The 17,792-nt window shown below is 34.8% G+C and carries 33 protein-coding genes; all 33 read left to right on the top strand.

What is annotated here, in order from left to right:
- Positions 1 to 5: 5 nt before the first annotated feature.
- The 33 genes from AC1DF0_RS12590 to nrdE all read left to right on the top strand — a co-directional run bounded on the left by AC1DF0_RS12590 (position 6) and on the right by nrdE (position 17,786).
- Positions 6 to 1,091 (top strand): DNA primase, encoded by a 1,086-nt coding sequence (locus AC1DF0_RS12590; protein WP_477574213.1) that lies wholly within the window; start codon positions 6 to 8, stop codon positions 1,089 to 1,091.
- Between the two features lie 355 nt (positions 1,092 to 1,446).
- Positions 1,447 to 1,752, top strand: a complete 306-nt coding sequence (locus AC1DF0_RS12595) for a hypothetical protein (RefSeq protein ID WP_477574214.1) — start codon at positions 1,447 to 1,449, stop codon at positions 1,750 to 1,752.
- 39 nt (positions 1,753 to 1,791) lie between these two features.
- Positions 1,792 to 1,926, top strand: coding sequence for a hypothetical protein (locus tag AC1DF0_RS12600; RefSeq protein ID WP_477574215.1), 135 nt, complete (start codon positions 1,792 to 1,794; stop codon positions 1,924 to 1,926).
- A 27-nt stretch (positions 1,927 to 1,953) separates the two neighbouring features.
- Positions 1,954 to 2,163, top strand: coding sequence for a hypothetical protein (locus tag AC1DF0_RS12605; protein WP_477574216.1), 210 nt, complete (start codon positions 1,954 to 1,956; stop codon positions 2,161 to 2,163).
- A gap of 19 nt (positions 2,164 to 2,182) precedes the next feature.
- Positions 2,183 to 2,419: a hypothetical protein gene (locus AC1DF0_RS12610; RefSeq protein ID WP_477574217.1), complete on the top strand. Its 237-nt coding sequence runs from the start codon at positions 2,183 to 2,185 to the stop codon at positions 2,417 to 2,419.
- Positions 2,420 to 2,455: 36 nt separating this feature from the next.
- Entirely contained in the window at positions 2,456 to 2,632 is a 177-nt protein-coding gene (locus AC1DF0_RS12615) for a hypothetical protein (RefSeq protein WP_477574218.1), read from the top strand.
- Between the two features lie 11 nt (positions 2,633 to 2,643).
- Positions 2,644 to 3,246: a hypothetical protein gene (locus AC1DF0_RS12620; RefSeq protein WP_477574219.1), complete on the top strand. Its 603-nt coding sequence runs from the start codon at positions 2,644 to 2,646 to the stop codon at positions 3,244 to 3,246.
- A 61-nt stretch (positions 3,247 to 3,307) separates the two neighbouring features.
- Positions 3,308 to 3,532, top strand: coding sequence for a hypothetical protein (locus AC1DF0_RS12625; RefSeq protein WP_477574220.1), 225 nt, complete (start codon positions 3,308 to 3,310; stop codon positions 3,530 to 3,532).
- Positions 3,533 to 3,587: 55 nt separating this feature from the next.
- Positions 3,588 to 3,986 (top strand): beta-sandwich lipoprotein, encoded by a 399-nt coding sequence (locus tag AC1DF0_RS12630; protein WP_477574221.1) that lies wholly within the window; start codon positions 3,588 to 3,590, stop codon positions 3,984 to 3,986.
- A gap of 41 nt (positions 3,987 to 4,027) precedes the next feature.
- Positions 4,028 to 4,345, top strand: a complete 318-nt coding sequence (locus tag AC1DF0_RS12635; protein ID WP_477574222.1) for a hypothetical protein — start codon at positions 4,028 to 4,030, stop codon at positions 4,343 to 4,345.
- Between the two features lie 33 nt (positions 4,346 to 4,378).
- Complete coding sequence (locus tag AC1DF0_RS12640) at positions 4,379 to 4,948, top strand: hypothetical protein (RefSeq protein ID WP_477574223.1); 570 nt, start codon at positions 4,379 to 4,381, stop codon at positions 4,946 to 4,948.
- Between the two features lie 27 nt (positions 4,949 to 4,975).
- Positions 4,976 to 5,188, top strand: a complete 213-nt coding sequence (locus AC1DF0_RS12645) for a hypothetical protein (protein WP_477574224.1) — start codon at positions 4,976 to 4,978, stop codon at positions 5,186 to 5,188.
- A 24-nt stretch (positions 5,189 to 5,212) separates the two neighbouring features.
- Positions 5,213 to 5,419 (top strand): hypothetical protein, encoded by a 207-nt coding sequence (locus AC1DF0_RS12650; RefSeq protein ID WP_477574225.1) that lies wholly within the window; start codon positions 5,213 to 5,215, stop codon positions 5,417 to 5,419.
- Between the two features lie 26 nt (positions 5,420 to 5,445).
- A complete protein-coding gene (locus AC1DF0_RS12655; protein WP_477574226.1) occupies positions 5,446 to 5,730 on the top strand; it encodes a hypothetical protein in 285 nt (94 codons plus the stop codon).
- Positions 5,731 to 5,887: 157 nt separating this feature from the next.
- A complete protein-coding gene (locus tag AC1DF0_RS12660) occupies positions 5,888 to 6,448 on the top strand; it encodes a hypothetical protein (protein ID WP_477574227.1) in 561 nt (186 codons plus the stop codon).
- Positions 6,449 to 6,463: 15 nt separating this feature from the next.
- Positions 6,464 to 6,961: a hypothetical protein gene (locus tag AC1DF0_RS12665; protein WP_477574228.1), complete on the top strand. Its 498-nt coding sequence runs from the start codon at positions 6,464 to 6,466 to the stop codon at positions 6,959 to 6,961.
- 13 nt (positions 6,962 to 6,974) lie between these two features.
- A complete protein-coding gene (locus tag AC1DF0_RS12670; RefSeq protein WP_477574229.1) occupies positions 6,975 to 7,262 on the top strand; it encodes a hypothetical protein in 288 nt (95 codons plus the stop codon).
- Between the two features lie 29 nt (positions 7,263 to 7,291).
- Complete coding sequence (locus AC1DF0_RS12675) at positions 7,292 to 7,504, top strand: hypothetical protein (RefSeq protein WP_477574230.1); 213 nt, start codon at positions 7,292 to 7,294, stop codon at positions 7,502 to 7,504.
- Between the two features lie 27 nt (positions 7,505 to 7,531).
- Entirely contained in the window at positions 7,532 to 8,659 is a 1,128-nt protein-coding gene (locus tag AC1DF0_RS12680) for a hypothetical protein (RefSeq protein WP_477574231.1), read from the top strand.
- Positions 8,659 to 9,072, top strand: a complete 414-nt coding sequence (locus AC1DF0_RS12685) for a hypothetical protein (RefSeq protein WP_477574232.1) — start codon at positions 8,659 to 8,661, stop codon at positions 9,070 to 9,072. Before AC1DF0_RS12680 ends, AC1DF0_RS12685 begins: the two co-directional genes overlap by 1 nt.
- 295 nt (positions 9,073 to 9,367) lie before the next feature.
- Positions 9,368 to 9,910 (top strand): metallophosphoesterase, encoded by a 543-nt coding sequence (locus AC1DF0_RS12690; protein WP_477574233.1) that lies wholly within the window; start codon positions 9,368 to 9,370, stop codon positions 9,908 to 9,910.
- 192 nt (positions 9,911 to 10,102) lie between these two features.
- Positions 10,103 to 10,345: a hypothetical protein gene (locus AC1DF0_RS12695; RefSeq protein WP_477574234.1), complete on the top strand. Its 243-nt coding sequence runs from the start codon at positions 10,103 to 10,105 to the stop codon at positions 10,343 to 10,345.
- Between the two features lie 350 nt (positions 10,346 to 10,695).
- The gene (locus tag AC1DF0_RS12700; protein WP_477574235.1) at positions 10,696 to 11,100 is read left to right on the top strand and encodes a hypothetical protein; all 405 of its coding nucleotides are present in this window, start codon (positions 10,696 to 10,698) and stop codon (positions 11,098 to 11,100) included.
- Between the two features lie 84 nt (positions 11,101 to 11,184).
- Positions 11,185 to 12,873 carry a DHH family phosphoesterase gene (locus AC1DF0_RS12705; protein WP_477574236.1) on the top strand — a complete coding sequence of 563 codons (1,689 nt, stop codon included), beginning with the start codon at positions 11,185 to 11,187 and terminating at the stop codon, positions 12,871 to 12,873.
- Positions 12,874 to 12,905: 32 nt separating this feature from the next.
- Positions 12,906 to 13,388, top strand: a complete 483-nt coding sequence (locus AC1DF0_RS12710) for a hypothetical protein (protein ID WP_477574237.1) — start codon at positions 12,906 to 12,908, stop codon at positions 13,386 to 13,388.
- 32 nt (positions 13,389 to 13,420) lie between these two features.
- A complete protein-coding gene (locus tag AC1DF0_RS12715; protein ID WP_477574238.1) occupies positions 13,421 to 13,795 on the top strand; it encodes a hypothetical protein in 375 nt (124 codons plus the stop codon).
- A 37-nt stretch (positions 13,796 to 13,832) separates the two neighbouring features.
- The gene (locus AC1DF0_RS12720; protein ID WP_477574239.1) at positions 13,833 to 14,321 is read left to right on the top strand and encodes a hypothetical protein; all 489 of its coding nucleotides are present in this window, start codon (positions 13,833 to 13,835) and stop codon (positions 14,319 to 14,321) included.
- 32 nt (positions 14,322 to 14,353) lie between these two features.
- Entirely contained in the window at positions 14,354 to 14,515 is a 162-nt protein-coding gene (locus AC1DF0_RS12725; protein WP_477574240.1) for a hypothetical protein, read from the top strand.
- A gap of 48 nt (positions 14,516 to 14,563) precedes the next feature.
- Positions 14,564 to 14,842: a hypothetical protein gene (locus AC1DF0_RS12730; protein WP_477574241.1), complete on the top strand. Its 279-nt coding sequence runs from the start codon at positions 14,564 to 14,566 to the stop codon at positions 14,840 to 14,842.
- Positions 14,843 to 14,869: 27 nt separating this feature from the next.
- Entirely contained in the window at positions 14,870 to 15,088 is a 219-nt protein-coding gene (locus tag AC1DF0_RS12735) for a hypothetical protein (RefSeq protein ID WP_477574242.1), read from the top strand.
- Positions 15,089 to 15,136: 48 nt separating this feature from the next.
- Positions 15,137 to 15,310: a hypothetical protein gene (locus tag AC1DF0_RS12740; RefSeq protein WP_477574243.1), complete on the top strand. Its 174-nt coding sequence runs from the start codon at positions 15,137 to 15,139 to the stop codon at positions 15,308 to 15,310.
- 33 nt (positions 15,311 to 15,343) lie between these two features.
- Positions 15,344 to 15,706, top strand: coding sequence for a class Ib ribonucleoside-diphosphate reductase assembly flavoprotein NrdI (gene nrdI / locus AC1DF0_RS12745; RefSeq protein WP_477574390.1), 363 nt, complete (start codon positions 15,344 to 15,346; stop codon positions 15,704 to 15,706).
- Positions 15,699 to 17,786: a class 1b ribonucleoside-diphosphate reductase subunit alpha gene (gene nrdE, locus AC1DF0_RS12750; protein WP_477574244.1), complete on the top strand. Its 2,088-nt coding sequence runs from the start codon at positions 15,699 to 15,701 to the stop codon at positions 17,784 to 17,786. Before nrdI ends, nrdE begins: the two co-directional genes overlap by 8 nt.
- Positions 17,787 to 17,792: the final 6 nt, after the last annotated feature.

Below are 17,792 nucleotides of genomic sequence, written 5' to 3' on the forward strand. Positions count from 1 at the left end.
GGCTAGTGAGTGCTGATCTATGGAATATCAAGAAGAAAATCCTAGAGGAAGAGCGAATAGAATATTTACTGAATGCAATGGGTTGTCAGTTGATTAAACCTAGATCAAATAGGTATGAAGCGCAACTCCCAGATAAATTTGATTCGAACAACCAAAGAGCAGTTCAAGTTTATATCAATGAAAATTTAACAAGCAGAGTAAGGAACATGGGATTATCCAGTAATTTAGACATATATGGGCTTGTGTCTTTTTTGGTTTTTGATATACATAACGAATCTTTACATCTTAAGAACTTACCAAAAGCTAAAAGATGGATCTGTGAAACTCTTGGTTTTTCAGAATTTTTAGCATATAACGGCAGCAGAGAACCAAATAAAGCAGATCCACTACAATGGCTAAAGGATTTAAAGAAAAAAAGAAATAAAAAAACATTACGTGAATTTAGTCAGAATGAAATGCTTCCAGATTCCATTTTAAATCAATATGTAATGTATCCTTATTATCAATACATAAAAGAAGGATTAGAATATCAAACACAAGTTGATTTCCAAGTGGGATATGACATTCAATCCGAAAGAGTGGTCTATCCAATACATAATCAGTTTGGAGATATCATCTCAATTAAAGGAAGAACTACTGATCCTTTGTACAAAGATAAGGGCATTTACAAATTTTTGTATCTATATAACTTTAATAAGATGATTGAATTATACAATTGGCACAGAGCCATTGATTATATTCATGAAAAGAAAGAAATTATTATTTTTGAAGGTGAGAAATCCTGTTGGCTGGCAACTCAATTTGGATTTTCAAATTGTGTCGCAGTCGGTGGCGATGATTTAAGCGACTATCAAGTTAAGATGATTAAGGATTTAGGTATCGAAATCAAAATTATGATTGCACTCGACAAAGATAAGTCTGTAGACGATTTCAAGAAGCAAGGTAAAAAGTTTGGTCAGTCACGACAAGTATACGCTCTATGGGACGCTCATAATCTGCTATCTAAAGAGTTGAAGCAATCTCCTGTTGATAATGGCTATGAGACGTTCCTGAAGCTTTACAAAGACTCATTTAAGCACCGTATGGCCTAAATACCGTCCATCCGATAAAACTACTCTTTTATCGGGAATTTCACTCTGAAAAACCCTTATAAACACTGACTTTTTATATGTACTTTTACCCGAAAATCATGAAACGCAGATAAGTTGCTTGGTTTTCGGGTAATTTTTGTAGTGAAGTTAAGTTCTAAATAAATTATGCAAAAATAGTTCTTGCCAAATCATGTGCTCTGTATTATCATTGACCTACTAAGTAAAATATGGAATTTTAAAAAGGGGGTTGAGTAGTATAGGTGTCCTATCTATCGCTTGTCTGATCTACATAATCTTGTCATTAATAAGTTTGGTTTGCACTCAACTAATAAAGATGAAAAAGGAGAATTGTGAAATGAAAATAAGAAGATGTGTCATATCGCATTATAGGAAACATTGTCCAGTAAGTTCTTCAAAATGCAATAACGATAGTGAAATCGAATTTAAGATACATAGAGCAGTGACTTTAGGCCAAGTTATAGATATTCAAAACGGCGGCGATACATTAATCATCAGGTACTATGATTTAGATTTTACAATACATAAAAACAAAATTATGAAAATGGAAAGAAATAAAAACGAAAAAATGGTATATATCGATTCAAATTTGAAGAGGAAATATAATCAACATGTTCAAACTACTGCGAGTGCATGGCTATAAATGTAGGTTCTAATGCTAATTCGAAGGGAGGCTGTGTTAATGAAAGCGGACAATGAGTTTCTTGCAGCAATGGCAAACAAATTACAAGAGATCGCAGATAATTCTGTAGACGTTGACACCCAAAGCGAATTGTTTGATCTTGTTGATGTAATTGTTAATTCAATGAGCCTTTAAAAACTAAATTCCAAAGGAAGTGAAATCATGCCTAGTGAAAAATTTATGACCGATATGCTATCAAAGCTATTGATTGAATACAAACGAATGTTGAATCTGAAGGATTCAAAGCACAGAGGAAATTTGAAATTTGTAGAGTATTATATCAAACGAAATAAAAGTAAATTATTTGATTGTTTATGGTTTGTAGAAGAAGCGATTGATCTGCATTATAAAACATTGGGAAGAGTTCGTTAGTCGAAAAAGGAGTGAGCAAATGACGGTTATTAATAGTGTTAAAGAAGAGGATAAACAGCATTCAACAATCGAACTAGGGGTATCACTTAGTGTAGATAATGGATTAGATGATTCCGAAATGTATAACATTACTCAAACAGCAATTAATGCATTAATAAAAGTGCATGGTGTAAAAGGTGTAGGTTATTCTGATATTGAAGTTAGGACTGTTAATGTAGATAAACGAGTCTTAGAGTATCATGAATCTTGGGGTTAGGTTATTAAATATCACTTTCATGGGAGTCGATGAGATATGAAGATTCGAATTACTGATGGGGCTGCATGGTATCAAGACAAATTAGGAGATGAATTTGAAGTATACGAGATCTCAGAAGTTGGAGACTGGGATACTCCAGAAAAGGGCTATGTAATTGATCCTCCTGATGGATGGCAGAGGTACGTGTCAGAATTTAATTGTATAGTTATTTAAAGGAGGGAAACATGTTTAACAAACTCAAACAAAAGCTTGTTACTAAATTGAAGTATATTCTGCTTAATCATGACATAAAACAGGGCAATTATGATAAGCCCAAATACATTTGCGATAGGCTAGAAACAAGAAATCGATATAAAAATGAGGAATCAAAAATCCCGTTTGATAAACCCCAGTGTCCAGTATTTAACGATAATCGTTGCTGCGGCGGATGCGACTTAGTTGAAACATGTGATTACACAGTTAATTGTGGATGCTTCGGTTTTGTGTACGCCGCAATGGGTGCAACAGATGATCGATATTATCTAAACAAATCAAGTGAGTATAAGACGCATGGGAAACTCGATCAAAACGGTAAGTTCGATTGGGATGCTTATAAAATCAATAAGTTTAAAAGTAAGTTTGCACTAGGCAAGTATATTAAAATTCAAAGTAATGATAAGAAGGCATATGCTTTAATCAAATCAAAAATTAATCCTCTAACACAGAAGTTTAAAGTTTTTGTGCCTGAACAAAACAAGCATATGAAGATTACCTTTAAAGATGTCATAGATTATACACCTGTCTTGACCAAAGAAGAGTATGAACGATATCAGAAGCTTGGCATATAGGCCAATCAAATATTAGATTTATTGGTTCACATTTGACCAAAAATCGAAGGAGCTGAAGTAGATGAGTGAGCCACAGTTAATAAAAAACTGGGAGGAACTAAAAGAGTGTAAATCAGACACTCATTACCTAAAGATTGAGGAGTATTGTGGTTGGATTCATAGCAAGAGCAATGAGGATGACTATTATTTATCTACTCACACGTTTTACGGTAAGACTCATGAAGGGTCGACAAAATTATTACAGTCATGTGGTTTTAATGTCGTGTTAGCTAACTGGGATGCATAATCTTGAATTAGTAATAGAAGATAAAAATAATTATTAACAAAAAAGGAGATAAAAAATGAAAAAGAAACTCGTAAGCACAATTTTAGGTATTATGGTAATTCTATTGGCAGCATGTACAACGGAAGCAGATACGGTGTCACATAATCTCTCAAAGTCAGCCGATTCATTTGAAGTACAACGCAGGATTGTCTTTTTTAATGGAATCACTGACAAGTATCTGCTTACTGTTGAGGGGTTATGCTCATTAGGGAATAACGACGATCCAAAGAAATTGAGCGTCACCTGTAAGGTGGGTGAGAACTCTTACAAGAAACACTATTTAGGATTAAGCGACAATGTTAGCTTTCTCGTGGAGCAGACTGATGCAGCTAGCGTAGATCCATTCCATTATCGGATGGTGTTTAGGCCAGAAGCTATCATTCCAGATATCGATTTGCAGACAAGTAACCGATAGTAAGGACATAAAAGAGAGTTTTCATGAGGTGGTGTGAATGTATGGAGTTATTATTTAACATTCAACAAGAAGATGGTCAAATTGTTGAAGGTGTATATTTTATTAGTTATGATATACCAGTTCGAGGAGCAAAAGGATCGCCAATACTAATGTACTGGCCTAGTCACATTAAAGCCTTTAATTGGAATGACGAGGAATTAAACATAAATATAAATAATTCAAATATTATTAAAGTTTACAATCAGGAAACAAAAGAGGATTATACTGAAATACTTACTGCGAAGTTTAAACGTATGTCAGGGTTTCTGAATCGGTCAGGTTCATTCCCGTTTGCTAGAAGAAATGAAACTATTGAATAAAGATTGTTGTCATTATGACGATAGAGAGGATGAATGGCAATAGATATTGAGAAGTTATTGTTAAAAATTAAGCCAGTTGGTTCAGATGAGAATGGAAAATATAATAAGAAGTTATACAATATGCTTAGAAAACTAAACAACAATAAAAAAGGAACTTGTAAGGTGAAAGTATGGTTTAATACGAAGAGTCGGTGGGATGGTAGCCATATCGAATATCATAAAAACATTCATAGAGAACTAGGCATTAAGCGCCAAATAATAATTGATCCAAGTGGGCAGTTGGTGAGTGGGTATTTCCTTGGTGAAAGCCTAGATAAAAATAATCCAACAAGATGGTCGTTATGCACGTTTCATCCCAATCACATGATTGACATAACCGAATGGTTCTTTAATACATATATTCAAATTGGCCGCTGTATGTTTGATAAAGATCATTATGATTTTGATAATAGCTATAATCAACGCTATCACATTATTAATAAGAATAGTCGTAAGTGTCGTTATTGCGGTGAACATTTTAAAAGGCAAATTAAGAAAGTTGTTGAAGTCAAGAAATATGAGGTTTGGAGACCCTTGAATGAAACAGCATCAAACAGCAAATGAAACGGCGATTTCAAGAGGAGATGTGAAATGAGTAGTGTTCCTACTAGTAGTTTTTCTAATGATCCTAGCGTATTACGCCTACAGATACGATGGCTCTTAAATGAAATGTCATATACCATCGATTTAATTAAAGAAGAAAAATATGACGAAGCAATTTCAATTCTATCCAAAGAAGTCGTGGAAAATAAATGGCTACTTTTCAACGATAAGAATAGATTGCTCGAAGCATTAAAACAATGATTTCAAGAGGAGGATGATATTATAATGAGCAAGTTTAATTATGAAGTTGGAGAACTATTAGAGCGTGACGATTACACCAATGAATATGCAAAGGTGAAGGAGATCTTAAATGAAGAGAATCAAGTTGTGATAGTACTTTCTATTTTGGACACTGATGGAAATGAAGATCATGAGTTTAAGATTGCTCAAGATTCTTTGATGATGGTGTACTCAAGAGTAAATAAAACATGATTTTCATTGGGTGATAAGGAGGACATATGAAGCAAAGAAGAAGGGACTATTATGAGCTCAAAAAAGCCGATCATGTAGTCATGCACACATGCATGGAACATGATTTTCCTAAAAACTTCGGCAAGGTCTGGGTCTGTAAATCTGATGAATTTGTCAGGAAAGGTCACAACTATAGCGAGGTATTTTTAGAAGGATTTAGTGGTTCGTTTGCAACTGAATATCTGCAATACATCAAGCCAATACATATATGCCACGATTTTGGTATTGCTGAGTTTGATCTAACACCTACTGCAATGGTCAAGACGCTATGAACCTCAACAAAGCAATAATGAAACTCGCTCAAGGAGCTACAATCGTCTCCTGTACGGGTAGAAGTTATACATATGATATGTTGCAGCCAGAATGGTTTGGAGAGCATTATGCGTCATTTAAGACGTGTGGAATGACAAAGATCGAAAGAGAAGGAGAATGGGAAGCAAAATGAAATATTGTACATATTGCAACGTGGTTTACTCGGAAACAACTTTAGAATGCGAGTGCCAAACTAAATATTCATGGAAGAGTTACGGGGAAATTAAAAAGCTTCCTATTGAGGCCAAATGTAAAACATGCGATTCGTCTGAATCATTAAAGTATCGTGAGTCATGGATGATCGGAAGTTATGAATACGGGAACTATTGTACCTGTAGCAAATGCCAAGAGAAAATAGATAATGAAAGTAGAAGACAAGAAACAATGAAATATCTACTTATCGACAATTATCAAAATGAAACTCACCTCTGTGATGATAATGATGAAGTTGAGGAGCATCTTAAATATTATACCGAAAACGAACCATGGGATAGTGTAAGCACTGTTAATGAGGAGATTCTGATTCTTAAGCTTGAACCGATAGAAAAAATTAAAGCAGATGATTTTAAACCGCCGCTAAACACACACATAGTTATCTGGGATCATGAGTATTACCGTGTAGAAGAGGTTATTAAACCTGAGATGGAATGTGAAGGCGACTATTCAATTAGATGGTAAAGGAGAAAATATAAAATGACAATTATTAGAAATGACAGGGGTTTAGATTTTAAAAGGATTGAGAAATTAATCTCCAATTTTCATAAGAAGTCTTCAAGCATTATTCAAGGTTATAGAAAAGAAAAAGAACGAGCTATTAAGGCTAAAGAAACGAAAGCCTTCGAGCATTTTGGACTCACAATTGTAATTGAAGATATCGGGAAAATTAATACGCAAATCAAGGAACTTGAAGAGAAACGAAGAGAACATGAATCTAAAATTAGGGACTATACCCAAGGCATTGACAAGGATCGAAGATATAATTCATATGATACAATTCGTGAGGGAAGTCCAATTCACCAATACATAAATGATGTAGAGATTAATTACCAAGAGAATGAAGTTAGATTGAAACAAATAGATGAATCACTAGAGGAACAATTATGGGTAGCTCCTGATATTGATATTGCTTATGAGATTATAAAAGCACATGAACAATTACGAGCAGATATTACAGGTAATAGTAATCCATAAAGGGAGAGTGTCGGTGCTGCTTGAACTAATTAAGATTAATAAACTTGAAGAAATGGTCAAATACGAAGATCCGAAGACATCCAATATCCACAACGGAAGTAAAAAGTGGACGAAAGGTGTTCCGATTATCCTAGTAACTAAAGACGGTGAAATGATTACTACTGATCATTGGGTGTATATTAATAATCATGGTGGAGAATTGGTCTACAATAAGCGCAAAAATTTATGGACACAAGGTACAGAGTACTATGATATTGGAAAATCAAACATCAAAGAAGTCTACGTTGTAACTAACAAATAAAATAATGCATTTATGAGGAGACGACAAGAATGAAGATTAATTATGTGTTTCTAGAGCCTGTTAACATCAATGCATATCGTAKACCAAATTTCGATATTCCTTTGATTACTGGACTAGTTCACGTTGAACCTGAAGGACTGAAGGAACATCTTTGTTTTGAAGTTACATATGAGGATGGCTTTAAGGATTACGTTCCAACATCTGAGGTTGAACAAGGCAATCATAAGTTCGTAGTACAATAACTTTTATATGGAGAGGCGATCAGTACAATGAAAACAAATATATTTATCCCTAAAACAATTAAAGTAGGCTATCAAAACCGCAACGATACATACACACAGAAACTAGCATACGTAATTTATATTGACGAAAAAGGTAAAGTTCGTAAAGAAGCATCTTGGCAAAGTTGGAGAGATAAGAAGATTGATCCAGATGACTTCGCGAATGAGCCAACATCAGGATTTGTTCTCAATAAAAAAGCAGGAGGATACTCGACAGGTTGGAATCACAGACAGACTTACACAAGGGTGTATGATCCGCGAGGATTTGAATTCGAAATTACAGTTCCAAATCTGCTGTATATACTTGAGAATACAAACTCGATTAAAGGTAAGGGTCTTGAGGGTGAGTTTGTTTATGGATGGGATGGTTCGGATCTTATTCTCATTCCTACGGAATCTCCTGACTATGTAGAAATGTCACAGTTCAACAAAACTGTACACGAAAAGAAATATGTGAAATCCAAAGATTTAGTAATGGGAGGGACTTATAAATCAAAAGACAACACAGAATGGATTTACATGGGAAGATTTGATTTGCTCGGAACTAGGTCAGAGCGTATAGAAAAAAGTAGAGGGAGCAGCTATTGGGATAGGAGCTATGAATATATCTCTCACAATGTCAATAAGGGTAAGCATTATTATTTTATAAGAGAAGCAAGTGACAATTATAGTGGAACTCAACGATTAAATCTGCTTACACTTAAATCATTGGGGGAGAAGTTTATTAATACAATTTCAAATGAATGCGTTGGTAATTACGCAGATTTATTTGATCGCTTAGAACGAAGAACAGAGTATTCACATTATGATAAAACAAAAGATGAATACATAAATTACTCGATTGATGAATTTAAAGATTTTGTTGCGAAGAAAGAATTGGGTAAATATCAATGGAATAATTATTTTGAAATTAGAGTGAATATGACCTCTACCATGAAAGTAAATTACGACCCAGAAACAGCGGAGTATTATATTCAGGGAAACTACGATAGAGCACTTGGCAAGTATGAGAAGAGTAGTATCGGAAATCTAGAGCAGGTTTTCAATGAATTCAGTCCAGTATATAAGAATGAATATTTAGAAAACGGAAAATTATATCGGAGGGTTACATACTAATGGTAAATACAAATGATCAGAAGATCTTAAATCTTAAAAAGCAAATTGAAGATAAGAAATTTAAGCTTGGAAAATCGCAGAAATTCTCCCCTGTCACGAATTGCTCAATTGAATTGGACGGAATTAGAACCAACATTCAGACTCTCAGTAAAGAACAGCTTATCAATATGCTAGTTAAAATTAATTCTTATGCTATGGCTGCTAAGGATCTTGAGTTGATCAATGAATATAGTATCAGTGGATACAATGTGATGGATTGGATTACTGACTTGAAGGGCAAACTCGACTTCATGGGGAGAAAAGAAGAGGAACAAAAACTGAAAGCAATGGAGACAACTCTTGATAAACTTCTATCTGATGAGAAAAAAGTGGAAATTGAACTTGATGCTATTGCTGCTAGTCTCAAAGAATAGCCATTAAAATAACAGATTTATTGGGAGGTAATCAATTGTTTTCACAACACGATCTTGATGTTATTAAAAGCTGTAACAATGAAATTTTTGAATCAATTTTTAGTTATAACTATGATGGTAGCATTCACATAGATGTTTTTGATCTCTATAGAAGAGATGAACATGAGGAAGTGTTTCTAGTAATTGAGGAAGGAAACATTAGACTTGAAGACAACCTTTCAGGATGCTTATCGTACATTAACAGGTGGCTATAATTGTTTCGTTTGGCGGTTAAATTTTCAGGAGGTGAAATAGATTGAGTAAAGATTGGTTCATTTCAGATCCGCATTTTGGTCATAAAAATGTGATTACATATGAATCTAGGCCGTTTGTTGATACAGAACATATGGATAATGTAATCATTGAAAATTACAATAAAGTAGTGTCAGAAGGTGATACTGTATATTGGTTAGGCGATATGTTTTTCTGTAAATCAGATAGAATGGAATACATAGCTAAACGGCTGACCAAGGGCAGAAATATTTTGATACGTGGCAATCATGATAAAGGTGTTACCAATGGAAAGTTCCTTAAGCTAGGATTTAAGCCATATAGAATGTTGCAATACCTCAACGCTCTTCTAACTCACGAACCTATTTCAGAAGAGAATATGAGCCTTCTGAACGCATCTGGAATCGAATTTAATATTCATGGGCATGTGCATAGTCAGATCGAGGGCTATGACCAATCCAAGTACCAATGCGTGTCAGTGGAGAACACTAACTACACTCCGATTAGCATCGATGACGTGATTAAGCGATTTAAAATGAATCGTCCTAAACTAACGAGGTCGGAATAACATTAGATACGTCTGTCATGAGGAGTTGTGATAATATTAAGAAAAAGTGGTCTGAAGTTTATAAAGACTTTTTTAGAGACGGAACACCTAAGACCAAAGTAGGTTGCTTATTTTTTATCTTCTTATGGTTGGTGCTTAGCTATTTGATTGGTCTACTAAACCAATAAAAGATCTCTTTAAAGGGGTGTGACAATGAAGCAAATTGAAAAGGACATGATGATTTTAGCTTTGATTTATTTTGCTGCTGAGGCTAATGGTGAGAAATTAGCATCTTACATTGATAAATTTGATCCTGTTGGATTTGAAAAGTTATCAACTACACTGCCATTTATGAAATCGCCTAACGCTGCTATTGATGGTCTGAAGTATCTTGCCAATGATGCCTACAAGAGAGTATCTAAAAAGTTTCCGAGTGGTGAAGACAGTGAACCTTAAACCATATAAGATCGGAACTGTAGTGACGGTCGAGAATTTCAATTATGACGAGTTTACTATTGAGGGTTATCATATTTACCTAAAGATACATAAGGGAGTGTATGAGGAGTCAATTATGTACACCGTACGAAAGAAAGACGGAAAGCTCTGGCAGATTGTACATGACCTAGTTAGGCCGAAAGAGGACAGTTGCGGAGTATATATTAAATCAGCTCAGACGACAGACGAGTTGTTGGATATGCTGAAGGACTATAAGGTTCTGTATGATATGTTTGGAGATGACGAGTATATGTCGAGACTCGAAGAAGTAGAAAACACCTTAAAACACAAAATATCGAATCGGAGGTAATATGATGGATAGATGTAATGTGACTGGTGAAACAAAGGGACAGTTGTATGACTTCCATATTAAGAATGACTTTAACTACAATACAAGACATGGTTTAGAAGGAGAGAATTTTTCGTTCGTTCTAAGTCAATCGGAATATGACAAATTTATGATGAAGGGGCTAGAGAACCTCGATGAAAATTCCAAAAAGCATTATACAAGACAGTATGAAAAATGGTTCTCTGGTGAGCAGATTTATGATTTGATCAGCACATTCAGATATGTTCCAGTGGGGTATTTCAGGGATGGTAATGATACATATACCGATGAAGAAGAACAGTTGTTTTGGGACAATATGGATAAAAGCATAAGAGATTTATTGAGTCCAGAGAGAGTGAAAGAGCTAAGTTATTTTATCGGTGAGTAAATACATATAATAATAAAATATAAAAATATTGACTAGTATTTATAACGAATGGTAAGATGAGCAAACATAGAGTGGAGTTGAGCAGTGAACAGGGAATGGAGACAGAAGAAGCCTAAGAAAGAATACGATGATACATATAGCGTKATCGATAAGTTGATAGCAGTGAATGGTATAGAAGATCCATTTCGATTTCTATATCCAAGCGAAGAAGAGTTGCACAGTCCGTATCTCTTGAAAAATATTGAAGCAGCTAGAGATAGAATTGTTGAAGCCATCGAACTTAAGCAGTCAATCGGTGTACACTTGGACTGTGATAACGATGGCTTGAATTCTGGAGCTGTTATGGATCATTATCTGAGGAACTTCACTAATAATGTTCAACTGATCTATAACGAGCGTTCTATAGGCCACGGAATTGGATTAACGATGACTATACCGAAAGTTGATTTACTTATCATACTAGATAGTTCAAGTAATGACATTGAAAAGTGCAAAGAACTAGCTGATCAAGGAATTGATATTATCATCATAGACCATCACACAGTTGATGAAGATAATTATCATTGTATTCTTGTGAATCCTCAACAAGTTGATTGTGAGTATCCCAACAAAGAGTCTTCGGGATCTTTGTTGACATGGAAGATGTGTCAGGTGCTTGATGATTACTTTCACGAATCATATTCTGACTCTCTTTTGGAGTTTGCAGCCTTTGGATTGTATGGAGACATGATGAGTGTTGGCACAGAGAATTTTGAGAATAGATATCTTGTAAGTACGTTTTTGGATAATATTCTAAGTTATGGCCTCAAAGCACTTATAAAAGTGTTAAATAAAGAAAATCAAAAACTCAATGGAACTACTATAGGTTATAACCTTGCTCCATTTATAAATGCTGCGACACGATTAGATAGGCTGGAACTTGCTTTAAACTTACTAACATCAGATGATCCAGAAGAAGCACTAAGCCTTGCAGTTGAACTGAAAGAACTTAATGAGCTTCGAAAGAAGGTACAAAAAGAAGCAGTAGCTAGGTTGCGACAAGATGTGAATGAAGAAGATAAATGTATTGTTCTGATCGATAGCAGCTTAGGAAAAGGATACAACGGATTAGTTGCAAATGATCTTGCTGGTATTTATCAGAGACCAGTTATTGTTCTAGGGGTTGTTGGTGATGAATTACACGGCAGTTTTAGATCATATGCGGAGTTCGATTTCTTAGCGTTCTTATCTACATTTGAAATGGTGATTAATACAGGAGGGCATCCAGAAGCTGGAGGCGTGAAAATTTTAGCGAATGATCTTGAATTATTCAAAGAAGCCTTGAATGAGAAGCTTGAACATGAAACATTTGAACAAATAGTTGAGTATGATTTCGAGTTGGATGCGTCTGAAATTAACKAGAATTTGATCACAAAAGTACAAAACTTCTGTAGAGTGTCTGGAACAGGTTTTGAAGATGCTAAGTTTATGATTAGGAATTTGGTAGTGAATGAGAAGAAGATAGTTGGTAGTGGCGATACACTTAAACTGGGCTGCTTAATTGAAACTGATACTTGGTTTATGGATAAAGAGGATATTAAGAATACTAAGCCTTCTTTTGTGGTAATGAAGTTTAAAGCTGATGAAGAGACAATTGAAGGGATCAATGAGGATGATAAGATTGATGTCATTGCTAGTCTGAATCTTAATCTTTGGACTAAGTATAAGCCTAAGTATGAGATCGTTAAAACCAAGCAGTTGTTTATAGAGGATTATAGAGTGGTAAAGAGCTAATKAAAGTCGAATTTTAATGGGAGATGATTGTTATGAGAGCAGTTGTATTTGAAAGAAAACTTATGCGAACATATTTTCTTGGTTACTATTATTACCGTTTCATGAGCTTTCTTCCCAAGCAGATTAAAATAGAATCAAATGAAAATGAGGCAGGAGATGTTGTTTATAAAGATAATTTCGTCTCGTGGGAGGAAGTTTTTGAAACAGAAGATTATATACGTGAGTTTTCTGAAAATGAATATCTAAATATTAAAGGTGAAAATTATAAAATAGAAAATGTTTCGCATGCTGAGGATGGCACAATCTTTTATAGAATTGATAAGAACATTATTGTTGTAGATGAAGAAAGTAAAATAAAAGCTGAATCTGATCTAGAGTCTCGTAAGAAGATACTGGAAGAGAGAAAAAAGGGACAAGAAAATAAAAAATGCTGTGTTGAAGAAGAAAATAAAATAAATAATATTGATAAAGAAAACTTAATTCCTACCAAAAAGTGGTACGAGGTTTGGAAATAGTATTTCTAAGTAGAAAATTAAGGAGTGACTATATGAAGCTTTGGGAAATGCTCAGAGATGGTACTAAAGGAGACAAATTTGTATGCGATAGCGATCAGGATAGCTGGAACAAGAAAGAGTATGAATTTATTGCGACTACCAATTCATTATGCATTGTAAGAGTTGGAGGTAGGACTGGTCAGGCAGGGTACTTGTTAGAAATGTGTAGTGCAGCGTTAAGTGCTGAATGGATCAAGCTGCCAAAGCCAATTATTAAAGTGACTTTTGAAGCAGCGTTTAATGCTTTTAAAAATGGAAAGAAAATAAAGCCAGTAACTGAAAGCCACATCAACTCATATGATCCACTTCGAGACAGTACTTTCTTAATAGAGGATATAGAATGTGAATGGATAATTGTTGAAGACTAAGTTATTGAAATGCTCATTTAATGAGGGAGATGAAAAAATGAAGGCAGTAGTTTTTGAGGAAAAATTAAGTAGAAAATATTTTCTTGCCTACCGTGGAAGTGGATTTTCGGCATATGCAGTGTATAAATTAGATGTAAAAGAAGAACTCACAAATGTCAGCGGATTTGTTAGACATGAAGATGAGCACATGCACTGGACAGAACTATTGAGAACAGATGAATACACTCGTGAATTTATAGTTGGCGAAAAACTGAACATCAATGGAAATAATTATGAAATCACTTCTGTTTCACATGCCGAAGATGGGACTATTCATTATCAGATTGCCAAGAAAGTAATTATTGCAGATGAAGAATCTAAAGAAAAAGCAGAAGAAGATTTGGCAATACGTAAACTGATCCTAGAAGAGAGAGAAAGATTAAAAAAATTAGAGGAAATTAAACAGTATAAGCATTGTAGTGAACTTGCTATTACCAATGCTAATAATCATGGTAATAATAAAAAATGGTATAAATTTTGGAAATAAAATCGTCCTTTCATTGGGGAGGTGAAAACTAAATGAAAAGTGAACAATTGTATGAATTGATTGGAATTGATATCACCAGTGGTGACACCCAATATGCTGAACAAGTCTTTAAAAGGATTAGTGGGAAATGGGTAGAAATCTCTGAAGAGTTAAAGCAGCAGGTATCAGAAGTACTTACAGAACATAGATCATGAATCCATTCTTTCATTTATTTGTAGAAAATAACTAAATGAGGTGATCAAATGAGAGAGGGTAAGATTAAAGCAGTTGCCAGACAACCTTATCTGAGTCGGGAAGAATCGAAGAACTATGAAGCTAATGATACATTATGGAGGTTGAATGACTTTCATCAGGAGCATGGAGGTTCTCCGATCATAACAGGTATAGTTACTTTATTAGACGCAACAGTAGCTGCTAAGAGAACACCAAGATATAAGCTGGAGTTTCCCGATGGGTTTGTAGATTATGCTAGGGTAGATAATTTTGATGATTTTTATGTGATGGACTTTTTCATCCAATGAAACAGTTCTTAATGAGGAGGTGATAACATGAACAATGCTCACGTATATGTAACTGGCAACACAAAAGTAACCGCTAAAGAGATTATGGAACACGTTAAGATTCAATATACAGTTTTCAACTCTGTTGCACCTGAAGAGCTCTCAAAAACAGTTGGTGCTTTAAATGGTGTAGACATGCAAACGTATAATCAAGGCTATACAGATGCACTGCTCCAGATACTTAACTTTTATGAATCCAGAGTATAGGTCATAAAATTGTGCTTTTATTTGGCGGTGAAGGGAGGTGAGGATTAGATGCTTGATGTACTTTTTGGTTTCCTTCATGTTCTGGCATTTGTCGCTTTAGGATTGTTTTTGTACTTACATATCAAAGGCGAAGACTTAGGAAGGCGTTTCTATGGATGGACAATTGTCTTAGCAATGCTCCTGTTTTTACTTGGATTTACAGATATCGTAACTAGCAACTAAATAAAATATTTAATTTATTAGGAGAGATGCTTACTGCTTGTAGTATGGGATTCGAAAACAGGAAATGTAGAGAGATTTATTAGGAAATTAGAGCATCTTGGGATAAAGTGTAGGAGAGTCGAAGAGGGAACGAAAATAACAATGCCTTTTGTGCTTGTAACATTCACTACAGGGTTGGGATTAGTTCCATCGACAACAAACGATTTTCTTAACTTAAGTGGTGAAAATATGGTAGGAGTAGCTTCAAGTGGTAATCGTAATTGGAAGACCTTTGCTAAAGCAGCAGAGATAATTAGTGAGCAATATAAAGTGCCAGTAATACATAGATTTGAATTGAGTGGAACAAATAGAGACGTAGATATTTTCCTCGAAGGGTTGCGAAAAATTAATGGCTGATAAGGCAATTTTGCTTAACAATGAACTTATGATAAAAAAAGATGGTTTCTTTAACTTAGATAAAGATAAAGAAGCTGTAATCGAATTTATGAAGGACATTAAAAAGAAAATGGTATATTTCAATTCGGTTGAAGAACGAATTAAATATCTGATCGAAAACGACTATTATTATAATGTTTTAAACGAATACACAATTGAGCAAATTATTGAAATTGACAAGATTGTTAAGAGTTATGATTTTAAATTTCAATCCTATATGGCAGTTTCTAAATTTTATAAAGATTACGCTCTGAAGACTAATAATAAACAACAATACCTAGAGTTCTACGAAGATCGTATTGTAATCGTTGCTCTGTATCTTGGTGAAGGTGATTACCAAAAAGCTAAAGATATTGCAATCGCTAGCATTGAGCAGCTTCTCCAAATGGCGACACCGACATTCTTAAACTCAGGAAAGTCACGTAGGGGTGAGTTGGTATCTTGTTTCTTACTTGAAATGGATGATTCGCTTAACTCGATCAATTACATTCTTGGCACATGTATGCAACTCTCTAAAATCGGTGGAGGAGTCGCAGTCAACTTATCGAAGCTCAGAGGTCGTGGTGCTGAAATTAAAGGCGTGGAAGGTGCAGCTAAGGGCATCATGCCAGTACTCAAGCTAATGGAGGATGCTTTCTCTTATGCAGACCAAATGGGTCAGCGCAAAGGTAGTGGTGCTGGTTATTACAATATTTTTGGGTGGGATGTCATTGAATTCTTGGACTGCAAAAAAATCAATGCAGATGAAAAGTCTCGGATTAAAACACTGTCCATTGGTTTGATTATTCCTTACAAGTTCTATGAACTTGCATCACAGAATAAACCGCTACATGTGTTTGAGCCGTATTCAGTATACAAAGCATATGGAAAGCATCTGGATGATATGGATATTGATTTGATGTATGAAACGCTCTTAGCAGATGAACGTATTAAGAAAAAGATAGTTATGAACGCTCGTGAAATGTTAACAAAGATAGCAACTATTCAGTTGGAATCAGGATATCCATATATTATGAACCGCACAAATGCTAATAAGAACCACGCCCTTAAAGACATTGGAACGATAAAAATGTCAAACTTATGTACAGAAATTTTTCAGCTCATGGAAACTTCAATTATTGCAGATTACGGGAAAGAAGACACGATTAAAAGGGACATCAGTTGCAATCTAGCTAGTTTGAACATTGTAAATGTAATGGAGCGGAAGAAATTACGCTACGCAACGAGAACTGGTATTGTTGCTTTAACAGCAGTTAGTGACATGTCTAACATTGAGAATGCTGCTGGAGTAAGAAAGGCTAATGAAGAACTTCATTCCGTAGGGCTTGGAGCATTAAATTTAAATGGATATTTAGCTAAAAATAAAATCGCCTATGAAAGTGAAGAGGCAAAGGATTTCGCTAGTGTATTTTTCATGATGATGAACTTCTACTCAATTGAAATGAGTATGGAAATCGCCAGAGAACGTGGTGTTACCTTTAAAGATTTTGAACGTTCAGAATATGCCAAAGGAACTTATTTTGATAAGTATACTAAAAATGATTTCCGACCTAAGACAAGCAAAGTTAAAGCCCTTTTCGAAGGTATGGAAATTCCCACACAAGAGGATTGGGCTATCCTAAAGGAAAAAGTGAAGAAGTATGGATTATATCATGCTTATCGACTTGCTATTGCTCCTACTCAAAGCATCTCTTATATTCAAAATGCGACTTCGAGTGTTATGCCAATTGTAGATCATATAGAAACTCGTACTTATGCAAATTCTACAACCTACTATCCAATGCCTTATTTAGCACAAGACAACTATTTCTACTACAAGTCAGCTTATAATATTAATCAATATAAACTGATCGATTTGATTGCAGAGATTCAACAGCATATTGATCAAGGTATATCTACAATTATTCACGTAAACAGTAACATCAGCACAAGAGAATTGTCTAGATTCTATTTACATGCTCAGAACAAAGGACTGTTTAGTTTGTATTACACCAGAACGAAACGTTTGTCAGTTGAAGAATGCACATCGTGCCAAGTGTAAGAGGAG

The organism is Paenibacillus sp. 05T425 (genome assembly GCF_056396205.1).

Bases quoted from the DNA above. Each gene is read 5' to 3' on its own strand.
- AC1DF0_RS12595 (WP_477574214.1), top strand. From the start codon at position 1,447: ATGAAAATAAGAAGATGTGTCATATCGCATTATAGGAAACATTGTCCA.
- AC1DF0_RS12600 (WP_477574215.1), top strand. From the start codon at position 1,792: ATGAAAGCGGACAATGAGTTTCTTGCAGCAATGGCAAACAAATTACAA.
- AC1DF0_RS12605 (WP_477574216.1), top strand. From the start codon at position 1,954: ATGCCTAGTGAAAAATTTATGACCGATATGCTATCAAAGCTATTGATT.
- AC1DF0_RS12610 (WP_477574217.1), top strand. From the start codon at position 2,183: ATGACGGTTATTAATAGTGTTAAAGAAGAGGATAAACAGCATTCAACA.
- AC1DF0_RS12615 (WP_477574218.1), top strand. From the start codon at position 2,456: ATGAAGATTCGAATTACTGATGGGGCTGCATGGTATCAAGACAAATTA.
- AC1DF0_RS12620 (WP_477574219.1), top strand. From the start codon at position 2,644: ATGTTTAACAAACTCAAACAAAAGCTTGTTACTAAATTGAAGTATATT.
- AC1DF0_RS12625 (WP_477574220.1), top strand. From the start codon at position 3,308: ATGAGTGAGCCACAGTTAATAAAAAACTGGGAGGAACTAAAAGAGTGT.
- AC1DF0_RS12630 (WP_477574221.1), top strand. From the start codon at position 3,588: ATGAAAAAGAAACTCGTAAGCACAATTTTAGGTATTATGGTAATTCTA.
- AC1DF0_RS12635 (WP_477574222.1), top strand. From the start codon at position 4,028: ATGGAGTTATTATTTAACATTCAACAAGAAGATGGTCAAATTGTTGAA.
- AC1DF0_RS12640 (WP_477574223.1), top strand. From the start codon at position 4,379: ATGGCAATAGATATTGAGAAGTTATTGTTAAAAATTAAGCCAGTTGGT.
- AC1DF0_RS12645 (WP_477574224.1), top strand. From the start codon at position 4,976: ATGAGTAGTGTTCCTACTAGTAGTTTTTCTAATGATCCTAGCGTATTA.
- AC1DF0_RS12650 (WP_477574225.1), top strand. From the start codon at position 5,213: ATGAGCAAGTTTAATTATGAAGTTGGAGAACTATTAGAGCGTGACGAT.
- AC1DF0_RS12655 (WP_477574226.1), top strand. From the start codon at position 5,446: ATGAAGCAAAGAAGAAGGGACTATTATGAGCTCAAAAAAGCCGATCAT.
- AC1DF0_RS12660 (WP_477574227.1), top strand. From the start codon at position 5,888: ATGGGAAGCAAAATGAAATATTGTACATATTGCAACGTGGTTTACTCG.
- AC1DF0_RS12665 (WP_477574228.1), top strand. From the start codon at position 6,464: ATGACAATTATTAGAAATGACAGGGGTTTAGATTTTAAAAGGATTGAG.
- AC1DF0_RS12680 (WP_477574231.1), top strand. From the start codon at position 7,532: ATGAAAACAAATATATTTATCCCTAAAACAATTAAAGTAGGCTATCAA.
- AC1DF0_RS12685 (WP_477574232.1), top strand. From the start codon at position 8,659: ATGGTAAATACAAATGATCAGAAGATCTTAAATCTTAAAAAGCAAATT.
- AC1DF0_RS12695 (WP_477574234.1), top strand. From the start codon at position 10,103: ATGAAGCAAATTGAAAAGGACATGATGATTTTAGCTTTGATTTATTTT.
- AC1DF0_RS12700 (WP_477574235.1), top strand. From the start codon at position 10,696: ATGATGGATAGATGTAATGTGACTGGTGAAACAAAGGGACAGTTGTAT.
- AC1DF0_RS12710 (WP_477574237.1), top strand. From the start codon at position 12,906: ATGAGAGCAGTTGTATTTGAAAGAAAACTTATGCGAACATATTTTCTT.
- AC1DF0_RS12715 (WP_477574238.1), top strand. From the start codon at position 13,421: ATGAAGCTTTGGGAAATGCTCAGAGATGGTACTAAAGGAGACAAATTT.
- AC1DF0_RS12720 (WP_477574239.1), top strand. From the start codon at position 13,833: ATGAAGGCAGTAGTTTTTGAGGAAAAATTAAGTAGAAAATATTTTCTT.
- AC1DF0_RS12725 (WP_477574240.1), top strand. From the start codon at position 14,354: ATGAAAAGTGAACAATTGTATGAATTGATTGGAATTGATATCACCAGT.
- AC1DF0_RS12730 (WP_477574241.1), top strand. From the start codon at position 14,564: ATGAGAGAGGGTAAGATTAAAGCAGTTGCCAGACAACCTTATCTGAGT.
- AC1DF0_RS12735 (WP_477574242.1), top strand. From the start codon at position 14,870: ATGAACAATGCTCACGTATATGTAACTGGCAACACAAAAGTAACCGCT.
- AC1DF0_RS12740 (WP_477574243.1), top strand. From the start codon at position 15,137: ATGCTTGATGTACTTTTTGGTTTCCTTCATGTTCTGGCATTTGTCGCT.
- nrdE (WP_477574244.1), top strand. From the start codon at position 15,699: ATGGCTGATAAGGCAATTTTGCTTAACAATGAACTTATGATAAAAAAA.